This window comes from Planosporangium thailandense (assembly GCF_011947195.1).
In the GTDB taxonomy this organism is placed as follows: Bacteria; Actinomycetota; Actinomycetes; order Mycobacteriales; family Micromonosporaceae; genus Planosporangium; species Planosporangium thailandense.
On record NZ_JAATVY010000019.1, the window covers coordinates 77,325 to 96,535 of the forward strand.

General features: G+C 71.2%; 19 protein-coding genes. 11 read left to right on the forward strand and 8 right to left on the reverse strand.

Going from position 1 to position 19,211, the window contains the following annotated elements; all coding sequences use genetic code 11:
* Positions 1 to 18 precede the first annotated feature (18 nt).
* The 3 genes from HC031_RS22895 to HC031_RS22905 all read left to right on the forward strand — a co-directional run bounded on the left by HC031_RS22895 (position 19) and on the right by HC031_RS22905 (position 4,167).
* Complete coding sequence (locus tag HC031_RS22895) at positions 19 to 1,008, forward strand: alpha-ketoacid dehydrogenase subunit beta (RefSeq protein WP_167927502.1); 990 nt, start codon at positions 19 to 21, stop codon at positions 1,006 to 1,008.
* Entirely contained in the window at positions 1,005 to 2,594 is a 1,590-nt protein-coding gene (locus HC031_RS22900; RefSeq protein WP_167927447.1) for a dihydrolipoamide acetyltransferase family protein, read from the forward strand. The genes HC031_RS22895 and HC031_RS22900 overlap by 4 nt, the downstream gene beginning before the upstream one ends.
* A gap of 169 nt (positions 2,595 to 2,763) precedes the next feature.
* A complete protein-coding gene (locus HC031_RS22905; protein WP_167927448.1) occupies positions 2,764 to 4,167 on the forward strand; it encodes a trypsin-like peptidase domain-containing protein in 1,404 nt (467 codons plus the stop codon).
* 153 nt (positions 4,168 to 4,320) lie between these two features.
* Here the strand turns inward: HC031_RS22905 and HC031_RS22910 are convergent, their stop codons facing one another.
* The gene (locus HC031_RS22910; RefSeq protein ID WP_167927449.1) at positions 4,321 to 4,836 is read right to left on the reverse strand and encodes a nitroreductase family protein; all 516 of its coding nucleotides are present in this window, start codon (positions 4,834 to 4,836) and stop codon (positions 4,321 to 4,323) included.
* A gap of 197 nt (positions 4,837 to 5,033) precedes the next feature.
* Here HC031_RS22910 and HC031_RS22915 point away from each other — a divergent pair, with 197 nt between their 5' ends.
* Positions 5,034 to 7,139, forward strand: a complete 2,106-nt coding sequence (locus HC031_RS22915) for a transglycosylase domain-containing protein (RefSeq protein WP_338090789.1) — start codon at positions 5,034 to 5,036, stop codon at positions 7,137 to 7,139.
* On the forward strand, positions 7,126 to 8,118 hold the full coding sequence (locus HC031_RS22920) for a ferredoxin (protein WP_167927451.1): 993 nt from the start codon (positions 7,126 to 7,128) through the stop codon (positions 8,116 to 8,118). Before HC031_RS22915 ends, HC031_RS22920 begins: the two co-directional genes overlap by 14 nt.
* A 91-nt stretch (positions 8,119 to 8,209) precedes the next feature.
* Here HC031_RS22920 and HC031_RS22925 read toward each other — a convergent pair whose 3' ends face one another.
* Genes HC031_RS22925 through HC031_RS22935 form a run of 3 tightly spaced genes read right to left on the reverse strand, consistent with a single transcriptional unit; the run spans position 8,210 to position 10,929 of the window.
* Entirely contained in the window at positions 8,210 to 8,764 is a 555-nt protein-coding gene (locus HC031_RS22925; protein WP_167927452.1) for a DUF1697 domain-containing protein, read from the reverse strand.
* 60 nt (positions 8,765 to 8,824) lie between these two features.
* Positions 8,825 to 10,132: a YncE family protein gene (locus tag HC031_RS22930; RefSeq protein ID WP_240942834.1), complete on the reverse strand. Its 1,308-nt coding sequence runs from the start codon at positions 10,130 to 10,132 to the stop codon at positions 8,825 to 8,827.
* Positions 10,132 to 10,929 carry a polysaccharide deacetylase family protein gene (locus HC031_RS22935; protein WP_338090783.1) on the reverse strand — a complete coding sequence of 266 codons (798 nt, stop codon included), beginning with the start codon at positions 10,927 to 10,929 and terminating at the stop codon, positions 10,132 to 10,134. Before HC031_RS22935 ends, HC031_RS22930 begins: the two co-directional genes overlap by 1 nt.
* A gap of 163 nt (positions 10,930 to 11,092) precedes the next feature.
* Here HC031_RS22935 and HC031_RS22940 point away from each other — a divergent pair, with 163 nt between their 5' ends.
* Complete coding sequence (locus HC031_RS22940; RefSeq protein WP_338090784.1) at positions 11,093 to 11,632, forward strand: DUF488 domain-containing protein; 540 nt, start codon at positions 11,093 to 11,095, stop codon at positions 11,630 to 11,632.
* A gap of 20 nt (positions 11,633 to 11,652) precedes the next feature.
* On the opposite strand, the gene HC031_RS22945 is transcribed toward HC031_RS22940, so the two are convergent.
* Positions 11,653 to 11,991, reverse strand: coding sequence for a hypothetical protein (locus HC031_RS22945; protein WP_167927453.1), 339 nt, complete (start codon positions 11,989 to 11,991; stop codon positions 11,653 to 11,655).
* A 181-nt stretch (positions 11,992 to 12,172) separates the two neighbouring features.
* Here HC031_RS22945 and HC031_RS22950 point away from each other — a divergent pair, with 181 nt between their 5' ends.
* The 4 genes from HC031_RS22950 to HC031_RS22965 all read left to right on the forward strand — a co-directional run bounded on the left by HC031_RS22950 (position 12,173) and on the right by HC031_RS22965 (position 15,973).
* Positions 12,173 to 13,705 (forward strand): NAD(P)-binding domain-containing protein, encoded by a 1,533-nt coding sequence (locus HC031_RS22950; RefSeq protein WP_167927454.1) that lies wholly within the window; start codon positions 12,173 to 12,175, stop codon positions 13,703 to 13,705.
* Positions 13,702 to 14,715, forward strand: a complete 1,014-nt coding sequence (locus HC031_RS22955) for a short-chain dehydrogenase/reductase (RefSeq protein WP_167927455.1) — start codon at positions 13,702 to 13,704, stop codon at positions 14,713 to 14,715. The genes HC031_RS22950 and HC031_RS22955 overlap by 4 nt, the downstream gene beginning before the upstream one ends.
* Positions 14,712 to 15,515, forward strand: coding sequence for an alpha/beta fold hydrolase (locus HC031_RS22960; protein WP_338090785.1), 804 nt, complete (start codon positions 14,712 to 14,714; stop codon positions 15,513 to 15,515). The genes HC031_RS22955 and HC031_RS22960 overlap by 4 nt, the downstream gene beginning before the upstream one ends.
* A 221-nt stretch (positions 15,516 to 15,736) precedes the next feature.
* The gene (locus HC031_RS22965; RefSeq protein WP_167927456.1) at positions 15,737 to 15,973 is read left to right on the forward strand and encodes a hypothetical protein; all 237 of its coding nucleotides are present in this window, start codon (positions 15,737 to 15,739) and stop codon (positions 15,971 to 15,973) included.
* Between the two features lie 16 nt (positions 15,974 to 15,989).
* Here HC031_RS22965 and HC031_RS34030 read toward each other — a convergent pair whose 3' ends face one another.
* The 3 genes from HC031_RS34030 to HC031_RS22975 are packed head-to-tail and all read right to left on the reverse strand — an operon-like array spanning position 15,990 to position 17,358.
* A complete protein-coding gene (locus HC031_RS34030) occupies positions 15,990 to 16,124 on the reverse strand; it encodes a hypothetical protein (protein ID WP_277349774.1) in 135 nt (44 codons plus the stop codon).
* A gap of 5 nt (positions 16,125 to 16,129) precedes the next feature.
* The gene (locus tag HC031_RS22970) at positions 16,130 to 17,044 is read right to left on the reverse strand and encodes a hypothetical protein (protein WP_167927457.1); all 915 of its coding nucleotides are present in this window, start codon (positions 17,042 to 17,044) and stop codon (positions 16,130 to 16,132) included.
* A complete protein-coding gene (locus HC031_RS22975; RefSeq protein WP_167927458.1) occupies positions 17,044 to 17,358 on the reverse strand; it encodes a helix-turn-helix transcriptional regulator in 315 nt (104 codons plus the stop codon). The genes HC031_RS22970 and HC031_RS22975 overlap by 1 nt, the downstream gene beginning before the upstream one ends.
* A gap of 281 nt (positions 17,359 to 17,639) precedes the next feature.
* Between HC031_RS22975 and murJ the strand changes: the two genes are divergently transcribed.
* Entirely contained in the window at positions 17,640 to 19,202 is a 1,563-nt protein-coding gene (gene murJ / locus HC031_RS22980; RefSeq protein WP_167927459.1) for a murein biosynthesis integral membrane protein MurJ, read from the forward strand.
* The last annotated feature ends 9 nt before the right edge of the window (positions 19,203 to 19,211 follow it).

Sequence of the window (19,211 nt, forward strand, 5' to 3'; positions counted from 1 at the left end):
ACAGCGGGGAAAGTGACGATGGCCAAGGCGCTCAACGCGGCGCTGCGCGACTCGCTGGCCGCCGACGAGCGCGTGATCGTGTTCGGCGAGGACGTCGGCCAGCTCGGCGGCGTGTTCCGGATCACCGACGGGCTGCTGGCCGACTTCGGGGACAAGCGCTGCTTCGACACGCCACTGGCCGAGGCCGGCATCGTCGGCTTCGCGGTCGGGCTGGCCATGTCGGGCCTGCGCCCGGTGGTCGAGATGCAGTTCGACGCGTTCGCCTACCCGGCGTTCGAGCAGATCACCTCGCACGTCGCCAAGCTGCGCAACCGGACCCGCGGGCAGCTGAGCGTCCCGATCGTGATCCGCGTGCCGTACGCGGGGGGCATCGGCGGCGTCGAGCACCACTGCGACTCCAGCGAGGCGTACTACGCGCACACCCCCGGCCTGAAGGTGGTCATGCCGGCGACCGTGGCTGACGCGTACTCGCTGCTGCGCGAGGCGATCGCCGACCCCGACCCGGTCGTGTTCATGGAGCCCAAGAAGCTGTACTTCGCCAGTGAGGAGGTGACGCTGCCGGCGACCATGCCCGGTTTCGGCCGGGCCGTGGTACGGCGGCCGGGGCGCGACGCCACCCTGGTCACGTACGGCGCGGCGGTGCCGGTCGCCCTCGAAGCCGCCGAGGCGGCGCGCGACGAGGGGTGGGATCTGGAGGTGATCGACCTGCGGACCATAGTGCCCTTCGACGACGAGACCGTGACCGCCTCCGTACGCCGTACCGGCCGGTGCGTGGTCATTCAGGAGGCGCAGGGCTTCGCCGGAGTCGGTGCCGAGATCGCCGCGCGGGTGCAGGAGCGCTGCTTCCACTCGCTGCACGCGCCGGTGCTGCGCGTGGCCGGGCTCGACATCCCGTACCCGGCCCCGAAGCTGGAGCACATCCACCTGCCCGGCGTGGACCGCATCCTCGACGCCGTGGCCCGGCTGCAGTGGGACGACCAGCCCGACCCGACCTGGGTGGCGGCATGAACGCCAGCGACCTGTCTGGGCCGCACCGCGAAGCCTGCGGGCCAGACCGGTCGGAAGGGCCGCAGGGCGTAGCCGCGCCGGCCGGACTTGGCGCAGGCGCGACCGGACAGGTCTTCCGGCTGCCGGACCTGGGGGAGGGGCTCACCGAGGCGGAGATCGTCGAGTGGCGGGTGGCCGTCGGCGACACCGTCGAGGTCGACCAGATCGTGGTCGAGGTGGAGACCGCCAAGGCGGTCGTCGACGTGCCGTGCCCGTACTCCGGCCGGGTGGCGGCCCTGCACGGCGAGCCGGGCGAGCAACGGCCGGTGGGCGGGCCGCTGGTCACGATCGAGCCGCTGGTCGGACGGGCGGAATCAGCCGACCACGGTGAACCCGTCGACCGGTCTGCGCCCCTTGCAGACCGGTCGACCGAGCGCGCCGAGCCGCTCCTCCACGCGGTGTACCGCGAGGAGGAGCGGGCCGGCGTGGGCAGCGCCGCCGGCTCCGGCGGCGCCCCCGGTTCTGGTGAGGGCTCCGGCAACGTGCTCGTCGGGTACGGGACCGGCCACGCCGCGTCGGGCCGGCGCCGCCGGCGGCGGGTGGGGCAGCCGGCCGCCCCGGCGTCCACTCCGGTGCTCTCTCCGGCACCCTCTCCGGCGTCCACTCCAGCGCCCTCTCCGGCGTCCGATCGGTCCCGGTCGCCGATCGCGGTCCGGGTCATCTCGCCGCTGGTGCGGCGGCTGGCCCGCGACCACGGCATCGACGTCGCGGCCCTGCGCGGCACCGGGCCGGGCGGTGTGATCCGGCGCGCCGACGTCGAGGGCGCGCTGGCGGTCGCATCCTCGGGTCCGTCGGCCGCGCTGCCCGGGCCGTCCACCGCGCCGCAGGTCACCGCAGCCCCGCGCGGCCCGCGCGACGAGGTCGTCATCCCGCTGACCGGGGTACGCCGGGCGATCGCCGAGAAGCTGTCGCGCAGCCGTCGCGAGATACCCGAGGTAACCATCTGGGTGGATGTCGACGCGACCGCGCTGCTCGACACCAGAGCCGCGATCAACGCGGCTGGGCCGGACCAGCCGGTGAGCGTCCTCGCGCTGCTCGCCCGGATCTGCGTCAACGCGCTTCAGCGGTACCCGGCGCTCAACGCGCGGGTGGACACCGAACGCGGCGAGATCATCCAGTCCGGCCGGATCAACCTCGGCGTGGCGGCGCAGACCGACCGTGGCCTGATCGTACCCGTCATCCACGACGCCCAGCGCCTGTCCACACTTGATCTGGCGGCCGCGCTGTCCGAGACGGTCACCCAGGCGCGGGCCGGCGCGCTGCCGCCGGCACGTATGACGGGCGGCACCTTCACCCTCAACAACTACGGGGTGTTCGGGGTCGACGGGTCCACGCCGATCATCAACCACCCGGAGGCGGCGCTGCTGGGCATCGGCCGCATCGTCGACAAGCCGTGGGTGGTGGATGGTCAGTTGGCGGTACGCAAGGTCGCCGAGATCAGCCTCACCTTCGACCACCGCGTCTGCGACGGCGGCACGGCCGGCGGCTTCCTTCGTCACGTGGCGGACTGCATCGAGCAGCCGGCGCTGCTCATCGCCCACGTGTGACACCCGGCGCCGGACTGTGACGATCGCCTCTGTCGCCGGCCCATCCGTCGCCGTCTTGGCTGGCTGACCGGCCGGCTTCAGGTACGCCTAAGCGTGCGCCCAGTAACTCCCCAGCTAGGTGCGCTCTACTGATGGGACAGAGAACAGTCGATCGGGTACGGGAGGCGTCGTGACCGATCCTCGTGAACCGTCGTCGCCGGCGGGCGACTCCTGGCAGCAGCCACCGACCTGGCAGCAGCCACCGACCCGGCAGCAGCCACCGAGCTGGGAGCAGGAGCCGACCTGGGGTCAGGCGCCCCCGACATGGCCCCAGGGGCAGTCGTCCCAGGGGCAGTCGTCCCAGGGGCAGTGGCCTCCGGGACAGGGACCGCAGGGGCGGGCGTGGGAGCAGGCGCCGCCGTCCTGGCAGTCGGCTCCACCCTGGGGCCAGCCGGACCCGTCGTGGCAGCCCGCACCGGCCAAGCGCCACCATCCGGCGCTGCTGGCGGTGATCGCGGTCCTGGCCGTCGCGTTGGTCGCCGGCGTCGGCGTGGCCAGGACCTTCTGGCGCGCCGCCGTACCGATTGTGGGTACGGCGACCACCGGGGGAAGGCCCGCCGGTCTGGCCGCGCCCCAGCCCGGTACGCCGGTCGATCCGGAGACCGTGGCTGACCTCGTCACGCCGGGAATCGTCGACGTCAACACGACCCTCGGCCTGCAGGGCGCGCAGGCGGCCGGTACCGGCATCGTGCTCAGCTCGACCGGCGAGGTGCTCACCAACAACCACGTCATCGCCGGGGCGACCGCCATCAGCGTGACCGATATCGGCAACGGCCAGACCTACCCGGCGACGGTCGTCGGGTACGACCGCGCCGAGGACATCGCCGTCCTCCGGCTGTCGGGCGCGAGCGGCCTGCGTACCGCGCCGCTCGGGGACTCGTCGAAGGTGGCGCCCGGCAGCGGCGTCGTGGCGATCGGCAACGCCGGCGGGGTGGGCGGTGCGCCGAGCGTCGTCAGCGGCACCGTCACCGCGATCGACCAGTCGATCACGGCCACCGACGAGAACGGCGCCAACGCCGAACGCCTGACCGGCCTCATCCAGGTAGCCGCCGACATCCGGCCCGGTGACTCCGGTGGGCCGCTCGTCGACGCTTCGGGCAAGGTGATCGGCGTGGACACCGCCGCTTCGACCGGGTTCCGGTTCCAGGCCGGCGGCGGCACCGGTTTCGCCATCCCGATCAACCAGGCGATGACCATCGCCAAGCAGATCCAGTCGGGCAAGGCCTCGGCCAACGTCCACATCGGCGCGACCGCGATCCTGGGCGTGCAGGTGCTGTCGAGTCAGAGCGGCGTCCAGAACGGCTCCGGCGCGCCGGTGGCCGCGGTGGTGTCCGGCTCACCGGCCGACCAGGCGGGGCTGACCCGCGGCGATGTGATCGTCTCCCTGGACGGTCAGCGCGTCGACGCGGCGTCGACGCTGACGAACCTGCTGGACGGCCACCATCCCGGTGACCGGGTGAACCTGGGCTGGGTGGACGCGTTCGGCGCCCCGCACTCCGCGACGGTCCGGCTGGCGACCGGTCCGGCCGCCTGACGGCTGACGACTGGCGCCTACTGACGGCGGTGACGGCGCAGACGGTGGCCGGCGGCTTCCCGCCGGCCACCAGCGTTTTCCGTGCCACCAACGCTTCCGTGCCACCAACGCTTCCGTGCCACCAACGCTTTCGTGCCACCGGCGCTTTCCGTGCTACCAGTGGCCGCGGTGCACCACCTCGTCGAACGGCCGGCGGTTCAGCCGCTCGACCGGCCGCAGCGGCTGGTCGGCCGGGTAGCCGGCGGCGATGAGGTAGGCGCAGAACCGGTCGTCGGGGAACCCGAGGAGCTCACGGGCGCGCGCCTGGTCGCCGACGGCGGAGTGGCCGGTGCCGATACCCAGGTCGGCGGCCGCGATCATCATGCTCATCGTCGCCTGGCCCAGGTCGTACTGGACGTGGTCGCGCTGTCGTTCGTTCGCCGGAACTGGGGCGACGAGGGCGATCGTGGCCGCCGAGCGCGCCACGTGCCCGGCGCCCTGCCAGACCGTGGCGAGTTCGGTGAGCCGGTCCCGGTCGGTGACGACGACGAAGTCCCAGGGTTGCCAGTTCTGTGCCGACGGTGCCCGCCGGCCGGCCTCCAGCACCTGGTCGAGGTCCTCGGGCGGTATCGGCTGGTCGGTGAAGTCCCGTACGTTGTGCCGTGACCTGATCGCATCCCACGTCTCCATGTGCTCGCCCTTACCCTGTCCGCACCCTGCGACGCCGGTACCGATGTAAATGATGCAATTAATCCTTTTTATCCGGACTGATGTCAATCGAAGCTGGAGATGTGCTGGGAAGGCGCTGGGAATCGTGCGTCGCTGTGGTCCGAGCCATTGGGCGAGGAGCCTCGACCGGCGAAAGTGAATGGGTGCGTACTAGGCCGATCTTGACGTTGCTTCTGTGTGGCGTGCTGAGTGGGGCAGTGCTGGCGGCGGCGGCGTTCCCCACCGCGGCCTTCGCCGGGATGATCGTCAACAGCGCCGCGAGCTGGTACGTCGATCTGCCCAGCGACCTGCAGACACCCCCGGACGAGCAGACCTCCTACGTCTACGCCTCCGACGGCAAGACCCTGATCACCACCTTCTACGACCAGAACCGCCGCGACGTCGGCCTGTCCGACATCGCGCCCGTCATGCAGCAGGCCATCGTCGCGGCCGAGGACACCCGCTTCTACCAGCACGGCGGCGTCGACGTCCGCAGCCTGCTGCGGGCGTTCGTCAAGGACACCGCGAGCGGCCAGACCGCGCAGGGCGCCTCGACGTTGACCATGCAGTACGTGCGGAATGTGCTCAAGAACGACCCCTCGCTGACGCCGGAGCAGCGGGCGCAGGCCACCGTCGACACGCCAGGCCGCAAGATCCAGGAGATCCGGTACGCGGCGACCCTGGAAAAGAGGCTGTCCAAGAAGGAGATCCTCGACCGGTACCTGAACATCGCCTACTTCGGCGACGGGGCGTACGGCGTCGACGCGGCCGCCCAGACGTACTTCAGCAAGCCGGCGAGCGAGCTGACCCTCCCCGAGGCGGCGCTGCTGGCCGGCCTGGTCCAGTCGCCGGACGCGTACAACCCGGTCAGCGGTGACAAGAACGCGGCGCTGTCGCGCCGTTCGTACGTGCTCGACTCGATGGCCAAGATGAAGGTCATCACCGCCGCGCAGGCCGCGGCGGCCAAGGCCACGCCGCTGACGCTGCACCCGCAACAGCAGCCCGACGACTGCACCTCGGTGCCGAGCGACCACAACGACTGGGGCTTCTTCTGTGACTACCTGCGCCGCTGGTGGGACACCCAGCCGCAGTTCGGCGCGACGGTCACCGACCGCGAACAGGCGCTCAAGCAGGGCGGGTACACCATCGTCACCTCGCTCGATCCGAACATCCAGGCGGTGGCGCTGCGACAGTCGCTGTCGGTCTACGGGTACGACAGCCGCCGTGCGCTCCCGATGGCCGTGGTCCAGCCCGGCACCGGCCGGGTCCTGGCGATGGCCGTCAACCGGCACTACAGCCTCGCCGCCAACCCCGGCGGAGGCACCTACCCGAACACCGTCAACCAGCTTATCGCCGGCGGCGGCGGGGTGAACGGCTACCAGGCCGGCTCGACGTTCAAAATGTTCACGATGCTGGCGGCGCTGTCGCAGGGCCGGCCGCTGAACACCACCTTCGACTCGCCGTCTCCCCTGGTGACGCGCTGGCCGGCCAGCGGCCCCGGCAGCTGCGGCGGCAAGTGGTGTCCGATCAACGAGAGCCCGTCGTGGATGGACGGCCCCCGAACCATGTGGAACGGGTTCGGGCGCTCGGTCAACACGTACTTCGTGTGGCTTGAGGAGCAGATCGGCCCGCAGGCGGCGGTCGCCATGGCGCAGCGCCTGGGTATCACGTTCCGCGCGTCGAGCGACGCGGCGCTGGCCGCGAACGCCGCGTCCTGGGGATCGTTCACGCTCGGCGTGGCGCAGACCACCCCGCTGGACCTCGCCGACGCGTACGCGACCGTCGCCGCGGGCGGCATGTACTGCGCCCCGCTGCCCGTCCTGAAGATCACCGACGCGTCCGGCAACAACGTTCCCGCCGCGGACCCGAGCTGCCACCGGGCGGTGAACGCGGAGGTGGCGACCGCGGCGACCGACGCCGCCCGGTGCCCGGTCGGGCAGCAGTCGGCGTACGGCAGGTGCGACGGCGGCACGGCCACCAACGTCAACGCGATCCTCGGCGGCCGGCCGGTCGCCGGCAAGACCGGCAGCTCCGAAAACAACGCCACGGAGACCTTCGTCGGCTTCACCCCGCAGGTGGCCGCCGCGGCGACCGCCGCCGATCCGGACAACCCCAACGACTACGTGGGCCAGGGGGTGTCGCCATCGGTCAACGCGGCGGTCGCCCGTACCCTCGCCGCCGCGCTGAACGGACAGCCGTACGCGAGTTTCCCCACACCGAGCCGTGCGCTAGCTTTCGGTGCGCAAGCGGGAAGCGCGTCGGCAGGAGGCGATGGGGGTGCGTAGCGCCGCACAAAGCGTTCATCTGGTCGCGGCGAGCGTGGGATTCCTGTCCTACCTGCTGCTGTGGGCGACGGTCATGTGGGGCATGCTCCTCGGCCGTGGCTGGACGATGACGCGGTTCAAGTACGCCAACGTCTACGCCACCCACATGACGCTGGCGCTCATCGCGATGACGCTGGGCTGGGGGCACGCCTTCGCCCAGCTGGCCAACCCGGTCGGCACGGTCCACCTGATCGACGAGTTCGTCCCGTTCGTCAACGGGCACGACCCGGTCGGCATCGGCGTCGGGGTCGTCGCGGTCGAGATCATGACCGCGCTGCTCATCTCGGTGCCGCTGCAGCGCAGGCTCGGCGACCGGCGCTGGCGCAAGCTGCACTCCCTGGCGTACGTGTCGTTCACGCTGCTCGCCGCCCACGTCCTGTTGTCGGGCTCCGACGTCGGGCCGCTGGCGGTGAAGATTCCGGTCATCGGGCTGTGGCTCAGCACGGTGGTCGGCTGGCTCGTCCTGGCCGTCCGTAGGCGCACCGACAGGGCGGCGAGCGGTGGCGCCTACGACGGTGCCTACGACGGAACCGACGACGAACGTGGCCGGACCGGGTCGCGGGTCGCCGGGCCACCGGTCCGGGTGCAGGTCAACCCCGGCAAGTGCGCCCGGTTCGGCTTCTGCGAGCAGGAGGCCCCAGAGGTCTTCCGGCTGCGCGGCGACAGCCGCCTCGACTACCGCCCGTCGGCGCCCGGCGAGTACGCCGAGGTCGTGGACCGGGCGGTGAAGGCCTGCCCGGCGCGGGCGATCATCATGAGCCGGCCGGATCGCGGCAACACGTCCCGCGGCGACACGTCCTGGGGCAAGGCGTCCCGCGACAAGGCGTCCCGCGACAAGCCGGCGCGTCGCGCGCCCCGCGCGCGCCGTGGATCAGCGGGGCGTCCGGCCGACGACGGTGACGACCTGCTCGCTCATGTGATCGACCTGCGCCGGGAGTGACCGACCTGCGCCGGTAGCGATCGGCAGGCGCCGGTAGCGATCGGCAGGCGCCCGGGCAGGGCGGCGCGCGTCCGTCACGGCCGGTCGCCCGTCACACCCCATCGGCCATCGCGCGCAGCGCCTCCACGGTGTTCCAGTTGCGCGCCGTCGCGACCACCTCGGGACGTCCGCGCAGGAGCTCCCGCATCACCAGCTCGGCCAGCCGGCTGCGCCCGGGGCTGACCGCGTACCGCAGGTAGACGGCGCGATCACCGATGCCGAACTCGTCCGGCGGGCAGATGTCGGGTTCGATCGCGGCGGCCCGCTCCGGTTCGGGTTGCTCCGACAGGAAGGCCACGTGCAGCAGCTTCGGCTGTGTCACCGCCGCGGGGAACGGGTTGCCGCCGATGACGGCGGCGAGCTCGGCCCCGGTACGGACGATCACGCCCCGATCGAGATCCAGCTCGCGCCGCAGCGCCTCGCGGATCCGCCCGGCGATCCGATCCTGGTCGTCGTCCTCACTGGTGAGGAGCGCGTTGCCGCTCTGCAGGTAGGTGGAGACGTCGGTGTACCCGAGGGATTCCAGCACCCGCCGAAGGTCGCCCATGGCGAGCTTGCCGTTGCCCCCGACGTTCACCCCGCGCAGCAGCGCCGCGTATCTGCCCATGGCCGGTCCCTCCCGTGCGATCGATCCCCGCCACAGTACGGGAATTGATCGCGGTCGGGGTCAGCGCAGGATGCCGGTGTGCCCGAGCGAGTACCGTCCGGGCTGCGGCCAGACGCACAGGCCGTGCGGCCCGGCGCCGGTGGGGATCCGGGCGATGAGGTGCCCGTCGGTGGTGTCGATCGCGTAGACCTCGCCGTGGTAGCGGCCGGACAGCCACAGCACCTTGCCGTCGGGGGACAGGCCACCCATGTCCGGGCTGCCGCCGCCGGGGATCTGCCACTTTCCCACGAGTGCACCGGTGGCGAAGTCCAGCAGTGACACCGAGCCTTCGCCCCGGTTGCTGATGTACAGGCGCTTGGAGTCGCGGCTGACGTACAGGCCGTGGGCGCCCGCGCCGGTCGGCAGGAGGGTCGGGGTCGTGAACGCGTCGCCGTTGAGCACCCACACCCCGCCCGCGTGCATGTCCGCGACGTACCACGTCCGGCCGTCGGGGGAGATCTTGACATCCTGCGGCATGGAGTCGGGCTGGGGCAGGTGGAGCTTGCCGATGAGCCGGTGGGTGACCGTGTCTATCTTCAGCAGGTCGCCGGAGAACTCGCAGCTTGCGATGAAGTACCGTCCATCGGCGGAGAAGTCGGCATGGTTGACGCCCTCGCAGTCGACGTTCAGCGTGTCGCGCTTCTGGAACGTCTTCGGGTCGACGAAGACGACCTGCCGCATCAGTTCGGCCATGACGACCGCGTACTTGCCGTCCGGGGTGAAGTACAGGTTGTAGGGGTCGTCGACCGGGATCGGCGTGCCGACCTCACCGGTGACCGGGTCGATCGGGGTCAGCGCGTACCCGGGGACGGTGTCACTGTTTATCAGCAGGGTGCTCAGGTCCCAGGACGGCACCACGTGCTCGGGGCTGTGCGGTACCGGCACGGTTTTGATCACCTTGTACGTCGTCGGATCGATCACCGACAGGGTGTCGGCCTTGTTGTTGGGCACGTACACCCGGTACAGGTGGTTCCGCACCTTCGCCGACAGTGCGCCGGGACGATCGGCGGCGTACAGGTCGTCCGCACGCAGTGGTGGCGGCATGCCGGGCAGCAGGTTCGCCGCGGCGGGGGTCGGGCGGACGGATGGGCGGCCGGCCACAGCGGTCCTGTGCTGCGCACGCACCTCCGGCCGGTGAGCGCCACCACCCGCCGGCGAACAGGCGGCCGTGGCGAGCACGGACAGGGCGAGCACGGACTTGGCAAGCGCGGTCATGGTGACGGCGGCGGCGTGGACGCGGCCCGTCCGGCGCCATTTCACCCGCCGTGGCTGCGCCGGCTCCATCCGCGCCGGCTCCACCCGCGCCGGCTCCATCCGCGCCGGCTCCATCAGGACACCAGGTCTGACATCGTGACAGCGCGTAGCCCCTTGTCGCGTAGCCGGTTCAGCAGTTCCGGCATCGCGGCGATCGTCGCGGCGTGGCCGAAGTGCATGCTGACGATCGAGCCGTTGCCGATGGTGTCGGTCACGGCCCGCAACACCGTCGACGGGTCCGGATCGGCGAAGTCCAGTGAGTCGACGTCGTACGACAGACAGACCGGGTAGCCGGCCTGCGCGGCCTGGGCCAGGATCATGTCGGTGGCGTGCCGGGTCTGCGACGGACGGAACCACTTGCCGATCGAGCCGGTCAGCCGCTGCAGCACCGCGGCGCAGGCGCTGATCTCGGCCAGCGCGTCCGACGGGCTCATGGTCGCGATGTCGAGGTGGTTCTGGGTATGGTTGCCCAGCTCGTGACCACCGTCGAGAATCCGCTTGGCCATGGCGGGCTGCGCCTCCAGCCACCGCCCGACAGCAAGGACGGTGACCTTGGCGCCGCCTTGTTCGAGCTCGTCGAGCAGGGCGCGTACCTGGGCCTCGTCGCCATCGCCGTGGAAGGTCAGGGCGACCGCGGGCTTGTCGCGCGGGCCGTGCGTCAGTTCCTTGGCGATCTCGCCACCGGCGATGGTCGTGGCAGATGGCGATCCTGACGGGTTGGTCGCCGGGTTCACCCACGTGGCCGCAGGATGGTCGGCGCAGCCGGCCATCGTGGCGATTCCAACGGCAGCGGTAGCGGCCTTCAGCAGCTTGCGGCGGGTGACCGGCCTACATGGACGGTCGAAGCCGTGATCGGGAGTGTCTGTGCACACGTCGGCCGGTACTTCCCATGCGGCCCCGCTGCTAACCCGATCCGCCCATCGAATGTATCGATGTCGTCTCTGTCGACATCGTTTCTGTCGGCATCGTCGGGCCGGGCGCGCCGTGTCGCTGCCGACCGGCGATTCCTACCGTCGGCTCCGTACGCTGACAGGTGTGATTTTCACCGTCGGCCACGGCGCGCGGCCGATCGACGCGTTCCTCGCCGTACTGCGCTCCGCCGAGGTCGCCGTCGTGGTCGACATCCGGCGATACCCGGGCTCGCGCAAGCATCCGCAGTTCGGCCGTGACGCGCTCGCCCGTGCGTTGCGCGAGCACGGCATCGGGTACGAGTGGCAGGGCGAGGCGTTGGGCGGGCGCCGGTCGCGGCGGCCGGACTCCCGGCACCCGGCGCTGCACAGCGCCTCGTTCGCCGGCTACGCCGACCACATGGACACCGCCGGGTTTCGGGACGCCGTCGACGCGCTCGTCGCGCGGGCCCCCGAAGAGCGGCTGGCCATCATGTGCGCCGAGACATACTGGCGCAACTGCCACCGGATGCTGGTCGCGGACGCGCTGACCGTTCGCGGTGCGACGGTGGTGCACCTCCTCGACGCCGGCCGCAGGGAGGAGCACCGGCTCCATCCGACCATGCGGCGGGGCGCGGACGGCTGGCCGGTCTACGACGTGCCCGACACGTTGCCCGGGCTCGGCTGACCGCGCAGGTGCGCGGCGGGCTAGCTGCGCTTGACCCGGATGACGACCTGGCTGTCGGTCACGCTGTCCAACGAGACCGCCACAGCGCCGGCATCGACGGCGGGCTGGCCGACGGTGAGCGAAAGCCGCTGGCCGGCGACCTCGACCGTGACCTTGTCCCCATCGGTGGCGACGAGCTTGGCCTCGACCCCGAGCACCTTGGTGCTCGCGTTCACGCCCTCTTTGAGGGTGACGGTGCAGCCGTCCAGGGCGCAGTTCGTGTCGCCGCCGTCGGAGCCGCAGCCGGCGACGACGGTGAGGCCGAGCAGCGCGCCGGTCAGGACGGTGGCGACGCGGCGGGTTCGGGGTCGGTTGCGCACCGGACAAGGGTACGGGTCCCTGTCGAGCGGGTCGCCGTCCGCCACGCCGGACCGGCGCATGGGGTCCGGCGCTGCGTGCCGGGGGCTTCCGCGCGCATCTACTCGGTGGTAACTTTCCGGACGGCGGTGGTACTGACCCGTACCACGAGCGCGTTCGCGATCACTCGGTGGGAGCGCAACCGTGACCTTCAATGAGCGGGCACACCATCGGGTGGCTGTCGTCGGCGCGGGCTTCGGTGGCATCGGCGCGGCGGTCCGCCTCAAGCAGCACGGCTATGACGACGTCGTCGTGTTCGACCGTGGTGACGACGTCGGCGGTACCTGGCGCGACAACACGTACCCCGGCTGCGCCTGCGACGTGCCGTCGCACATGTACTCCTTCTCGTTCGCGCCCAACCCCGACTGGTCGCGCAGCTTCTCGGGCCAGCCGGAGATCTGGCAGTACCTGCGTGGCTGCGTGGTCCGGTACGGCGTCGCCGCCAACCTCCGCCTGCGCCACGAGGTGCTGCGCGTGGCGTGGGACGACGCGTCCGGGCGCTGGCTGATCGACACCTCGCAGGGCCCGTACAGCGCGGACTTCCTGGTGGCGGCCGGCGGCCCGCTCGCCGAGCCGTCCCTGCCCGACCTGCCGGGGCTCTCCACCTTCACCGGCGAGATGTTCCACTCCGCACGGTGGAACCACGGCCACGACCTGACCGGGCGCCGGGTCGCGGTGATCGGCACCGGGGCCTCCGCCATCCAGTTCGTACCGGAGATAGCGCCGAAAGTGGCGCACCTGGACCTGTTCCAGCGCACTCCGCCGTGGGTGCTGCCCAGGGGCGACCGTGCGATCACCGAACTGGAGAAGCGCGTGTTCCGGGTGTTCCCGCCGGCGCAGTGGACGGTACGCGCGGGGATCTACTGGGCGCGCGAGACGGTCATGGGGACCGGCTTCCTCCACCCGGCCGTCATGCGGGTGGCGCAGCGGGTCGCCCGCGCCCACCTGCACCGGCAGGTCGCCGACGCGGGCCTGCGTGCGAAGCTCACCCCGCGCTACACGCTCGGCTGCAAGCGGGTCCTGCTGTCCAACGACTACTACCCGGCGCTCACGCGCGACAACGTCGAGGTGGTCACCGATCGGATCAGCGAGGTGCGGCCGAACGGGATCGTCACCGCCGACGGCGTCCTGCACGAGGTCGACACCATCATCTTCGGTACGGGTTTCCACGCCACCGATCCGCCCATGGCCACGTACACCAGCGGGCGGGACGGGCGCACGCTCGACGAGGTGTGGCAGGGCAGCATGCGGGCCTACCAGGGCACCTCGGTGGTGGGCTTCCCCAACCTGTTCATGCTGCTGGGGCCGAACACCGCCCTCGGGCACACCTCGGTCGTGTTCATGATCGAGTGTCAGATCACGTACCTGCTGAGCATGCTGCGGTACATGGACCGCACCCGCACCGACGCGCTCGAGCCGACCCCGTACGCCCAGGAGGCGTTCGTGGCGGACGTCGACCGGCGGATGAAGGGCACCGTGTGGACCGCCGGTGGCTGCAACAGCTGGTACCTCGACCGGACCGGGCGCAATTCGACGCTGTGGCCTGGTTACACCTGGCCGTACTGGATGCGTACGCGCCGGTTCGATCCCGGTGCGTACCGGGTAGTGCCGACTAGGCGGACTCAGACCGTGCAACCGAAGAGCGTGCAACCGAAGAGCGTGGGGGAGGACCGGTGAACCAGTCGTTGGCCGGCAAGGCCGTACTGATCACCGGCGCGGCGCGGGGCATCGGTGAGCACACCGCCCGCCTCGCCGCCGCCCGGGGTGCCCGAGTGGCGCTTGTCGGGCTCGAGCCCGAACGCCTCGCGGCCGTGGCCGCCGACCTCAACGCCGCCTCTCCCGGTGGTGCCTCCTCCGACAGCGCCTCCCTCGACAGTGCCTTCCTCGAAGGCGCCTCCCCCAACGGCGCCTCTCCCGGCGATGTTTCCCCCAACAGCGCGGGCGGACCGCGGCACGTGTGGTTCGAGTGCGACGTCACCGACCAGGCGAGCCTCGACCGGGCGGTGCGCGGCACCGTCGAGGCGTTCGGTGGGATCGACGTCGTGGTCGCCAACGCGGGCGTAGCCAACCGGGGCACCATCGCGGTCGGCGGCATCGAGCCGCTGATCCGGACGATCGACGTGAACCTCATCGGCGTGATGCGCACCGTCGGCGCCACGGTCGAGCACGTCATCGCCCGCCGCGGGTACTTCCTGCTGGTGTCGTCGGCGGCGGCCTTCACGATGCTGCCCGGCATGGCGGCCTACTGCGCGTCCAAAGCCGGTGTCGAGCAGTTCGGCAACGCCATCCGGCTCGAGCTCGCGCACCGCGGCGTCGGGGTCGGCACCGCCCATCCGTCCTGGATCGACACCGATCTGGTTCGCGACGCCGCGGACGACCTGCCCGAGTTCCGCGAATCACTGCGCAAACTGCCATGGCCGCTCAACTCCTTCACCTCGGTGGAGGCGTGTGCGAACGCGTTCGTCGACGGCATCGAACACCGGCGCCGTCGCATCTACGTGCCGCGCGCGGTGGCGGCGGTGCAGGCGCTGCGCACCCTCGCGACCGGTCCGCTCGCCGACGCCATCATCGGTCGCGCCGCACGCTACTCCGTGCCGCGGATGGAGGAGCAGGTACGCAAACTCGGCCGGGCGTTCGGCGCGAACACCCCGACGCCGACAGCCGCCGAGGAGGGGAGCGGAGCGTGAGCATCGACCTCGCGTACGAGCGGCGCGGAGCCGGGGATCCGCTGGTCCTGCTGCACGGTATCGGCCACCACTGGCGGGCCTGGCTTCCGGTCTTCGACCGGCTGGCGGAGGCGCACGACGTGATCGCCGTCGACCTGCCCGGGTTCGGCCGGTCGCCGATGCCGGCGCCCGGCCGCCCCCACGACATGCCCCGCATCGTCGGCGACCTCCGCACCTTCTTCGCCGACCTCGGGCTCGACCGCCCGCACGTGGCCGGCAACAGCCTCGGCGGTGCGATCGCCCTCGAACTCGCCGCCGGCGGGCACGTCGCGTCGGCCACCGCGTTGTCGCCGGCCGGCTTCTGTACGCCGCGCCAGCTCCGCTGGGCGGTCAACGTCCTGCGCGCCCACCGGTACGCGGCACATCTGCCGGAGCCGGTGATCCGCCGGATGCTGGCAGTCGAGGCGCTGCGGGCCGTGTCGTTCGGCATGCTGCTCGCGCGGCCCCGGGGCATCAGCGCCGAAGCCGCGCTCGCGGACTCCCTCGCGCTGCGCAACGGCCGCGCGTTCGAAGCGGTCGCCCGGGCCGGCCTGCGGTACCGGTTCCAGGGAGCGCCGACAGCGCCGGTCACCGTCGCCTGGGGCACCAGGGACCGCATCCTGCCGTACCGGCAGTCCGCGCTGGCCCGCCGGCTGCTGCCCGAGGCGCGGCACGTCGACCTCTGGGGCTGCGGGCACGTGCCGATGCATGACGACCCGGAACTCGTCACCTCGGTCATCCTCGCGACCACCGGCGCCAGGGTTTCTGACGCGACAGCCTGAGGACGGGTCCCACACCCTATCCCCGGCATCTCGAAGAAGATCATCGGGTTGTCGCGGGCGGTACGCACCGGCTCGCCCATCCCGAGCTCCCGCTTGATCTCGCCGAGCTGCCGGAACACTTCGGGAGCCCGTGCGGGTGCCGCCGTGAAGTACCCGACGCCGCGCGCGGCCAGCCAGCGCAGGATCACGGCGCCTTCGGTGAACGGCAGCGGCCGGCGGCGGTGGAAGACGTCGTGCACGCTCACCGGGGTGCCGGCGGGCACGCGCGGAAAGAGATTGTCGAGGTACCAGCGCGCGAACCGGGCGCTGTGCGCGGCGTCGATGAACAGGTAGTCGGTGCAAAGGTGGTCGATGCGCAGGTGGTCGACCAGCCGACGGCAACGCCCACGCTGGCCGCTGACCTCGGCTGGATCAGATGCGATGAGAACGTCGAGAGCGGGCTCTCCTATCGAAACTGACCCCGACGGTAGTGGCTTAGCGGCCGCGCAGTTGGAGGCTGGCGGCGAGCGCGGTCAGGACTGCGATGATGAGGATCAGCAGGGTGAGGCGTACGGCTCGGCGTCGGCGGGGTGCCGGTGTCGGCTGGTTTGTCGGGTCCGGTGTGGTCATGGGGTTCACACCTCCTGGACCGGGTCGGTGGCCAGTGGGGCGGCCGGTGTGGGCGTGCGGCGCAGCAGGTAGCCGGCGAGGGCGGCGGCGGCCCAGCCGACCATTGCGATGATCAGGGTCCCGACCAGGAGGTCGAGGAAGTTGTTGCCGAGGCGCTCATTGACCGTGCCGCCCACCGTGCCGCCGCCGGCCGCATCGGGTGGCCCGCCGCTGCCGAGGATGGCGACCGCGACGGTGCCGTACAGCAGTTGCAGCAGCCCGGCGCTGAGGGCGGCCAGGCGGGCGACGCGGCGCCCCGCGGCCGGGTCACGGCGCCACAGGGTGCCGGCGGCGCCGATCGCGGCGGGTACCGCGATCACCCGTACCCACTGCTGCCAGGGACTCGGGATGAAGGTGACCTGGTCGAGTGCGGTGAACCCGGCCATGCTCAGCCCAACCATGGTGGCGAATACACCGCCGAGCAGGCCGGGCAGCGCGATACCGGGCCGGCGCAGCAACGCGCTGGCACCGAGCAGGTAACCGCCGCAGATGATCAGGACGACCGCGAGTGAGATCCAGCCACCGACGCCGAGCTGATAGTGGACGGTCAGGCCGGCGTAGATGGTGAAGCTGGCCGCGGTGATCCCGATCGCGGCCCAGAGGCCGACGGCGGCGCGGCCCCAGGGCGGCAGGATCAGCGCGGCGCCGGCACAGCCGAGCGCGAAGCGCATCCGCCGCCGCCGTCCGTCCAGGTGGCCGAGTTCGCCGAGCATGGCGTGACCCCACTCGGCCCGCTGGGGAGATAGCAGGCTGACCGCCCAGCGCAGCAGTCGCAGCGGCGCGTCCTCGGTCGGGCCGTCCAGGAACCGGCGCGGGTTGCGGCGGTACAACGCGACCGCCACCGCGATCGGCGTCACCAGGAACACGATGAAGAACGGCATTACGCCTCACTCAAGCGGCGGTGGGGGTGGGCGGCGCTGCGGTCGCGGCGCGCGGCGGTCAGGGCGGCCACGAACTCGCGCCCGGCGCCGGTCAGGCGGTACAGATGCCGGGGCGGCCGGCTGCCGACGCCCGGCTCCCACGAGGTCTCCAGCAGGCCACGGTCGGCCAGCCGGACCAGGATCGGGTAGAGCGAACCCGATTTGAGGTGCACCTCGGTGGCCAGGTCGTAGCCGTAACGCCACCGGGCCGGGTCGGCGGCCAGCGCCCGCAGGACGTTGACAGTCTGTGGCGATGGGCGCCGGTTACGCTGCACGAGCGATAACTCTACTCATGTAGCTATAACCGTCAAGAGACGCTACCGGCCAGCTGGATCAGAATCACTGAGCAGGATCAGGAACGGATCAGATCCAACAAGAACCGACATCAGAACCACCCACAGAAAGCCGCGGAGTAGCACGCACGTTCTATGTCGTTCGCTGGTGATGCCAGTCGTCAGAGGTGGGGCTCTTCGGCGAGAAGGGTGTGAGGTGGCGCGCGTGCGCTAGGAATGTCGGGGTGGCGGACGGACCATCGGTCGGACGTGCTGGCTGGGGCATGGCGACGGCGACCGCGGCCTCACGGGTGACCGGCTTCGTACGCGTACTGGTGCTTGCCGCCGCGCTCGGCTTCGGCAGCCGGTTGCTGGACAGCTACAACGTGGCGAACACGCTGCCGAACACGGTGTATGACCTGGTCGCCGGTGGGGCCATGGCGGGCGTCGTCGTGCCGTTGTTGACCCGAGCCGCACTGACCGATCACGACGGCGGTGTCGGCTACGCCCAACGGCTGCTGTCGTTGCTGGCCTATGGCCTCGGCTTCGTGACCGTACTCTCGGTGCTGCTGGCGCCGTACCTCGTGGATCTGTGCGCGCCCGGATTCACCCCGGATCAGCGTCAGCTGGCCGTCGTGTTCAGCCGGTACTTCCTACCGCAGATCCTGTTCTACGGTCTGAGCGCCGCAGCCGGTGCTGTGCTCAATATCCGCGGTCGGTTCGCCGCGCCGACGTGGGCGCCGCTGGTCAACAACGTGGTCGTCATCGCGGTCGGGTCGACCTACCTGGCCGTCGGCGGTGCCACAAGTGTTCCCGCACTGACCCCGGCCGAGGTGCTGTTGCTCGCCGTCGGGACCACCAGCGGAGTGATCGCGCAGATGGCGCTCGTCGTACGGGCTCTGGCGCGCAGTGGGTTCCCGCTACGGCTGCGATTGGACCCGCGTGGCATCGGCGTGCGACGTATCGGCCGCCTCGGTGGCTGGGTGCTGCTGTCGGTGGCTGCGGCGCAGCTACTGTCCACGGTCGCCAACAGGATCGCCTCCACCGCCGGCGCGGGTGCGGTCAGTGTCTTCCAATACGCGTACACGTTGTTCCAGTTGCCGTACGCGGTCGTGGCGTTGTCGTTGATGACCGCGATTCTGCCCCGGCTGAGCCGTCATGCGGCCCACCGCGACTACCCGCAGCTCATCGACGGTCTGTCCCGCAGCTTACGGCTGACCGGCGCGGTCCTCGTCCCCGTCGCGGCAGCGATGGTGGCGCTTGGTCCGTACCTCGCCGTTCTGTTGTTCGCCCACGGACACAGCGATCCCATGGCCGTCAGCCTGCTCGGTGCGACGGTGGCAGCCTTCGGACTCCTGCTGCTGCCGTTCACCGGCTACATGATCCTGCTCCGTGGGTTCTACGCCCTTCAGGACACCAGGACACCAGCGTTGGTCACCACCTTCGTCAGCGTCGTCGGGATCGGTGGTTGCCTCGCCGCCCGCAGGTTGCTCGCCGGTCATGACCTCGTCGTCGGCCTGCCTGCCGCGTACGCGCTGGCCTACGCCTGCGGCCTGGTCGCCGCAGGGCTGCTGCTACGCCGCCGCATGGGGCGACTCGACGGTCGTCGCGTGGCCCGCAGCTACACGCGGATGACGGTCGCGGTCATCGTGGCGGTGGGCGTTGCCGCCACGGTCGCGCACGTCACCGCACCACACGTCGGAACCGGATGGGCCGGCTCGTCGGTCATCCTCGCCGCGGCGGCCCTGGCCGGCGCGGCGAGCTACGCCGCCGTGGCCCGACTGGTTCGCCTCGGCGAACTGCGTGAGATCGTCGTCGCGACGTTCGCCGGCTTCCGCGCAACCTGAGCGTGACCG

Coding starts and splice junctions, on each gene's coding strand:
- HC031_RS22895 (WP_167927502.1), top strand. CDS start 19: ATGGCCAAGGCGCTCAACGCGGCGCTGCGCGACTCGCTGGCCGCCGAC.
- HC031_RS22900 (WP_167927447.1), top strand. CDS start 1,005: ATGAACGCCAGCGACCTGTCTGGGCCGCACCGCGAAGCCTGCGGGCCA.
- HC031_RS22910 (WP_167927449.1), bottom strand. CDS start 4,836: ATGGAGACGTGGGATGCGATCAGGTCACGGCACAACGTACGGGACTTC.
- HC031_RS22920 (WP_167927451.1), top strand. CDS start 7,126: ATGGGGGTGCGTAGCGCCGCACAAAGCGTTCATCTGGTCGCGGCGAGC.
- HC031_RS22925 (WP_167927452.1), bottom strand. CDS start 8,764: ATGGGCAGATACGCGGCGCTGCTGCGCGGGGTGAACGTCGGGGGCAAC.
- HC031_RS22930 (WP_240942834.1), bottom strand. CDS start 10,132: ATGGAGCCGGCGCGGATGGAGCCGGCGCGGGTGGAGCCGGCGCGGATG.
- HC031_RS34030 (WP_277349774.1), bottom strand. CDS start 16,124: ATGACCACACCGGACCCGACAAACCAGCCGACACCGGCACCCCGCCGA.
- HC031_RS22970 (WP_167927457.1), bottom strand. CDS start 17,044: ATGCCGTTCTTCATCGTGTTCCTGGTGACGCCGATCGCGGTGGCGGTC.
- murJ (WP_167927459.1), top strand. CDS start 17,640: ATGGCGACGGCGACCGCGGCCTCACGGGTGACCGGCTTCGTACGCGTA.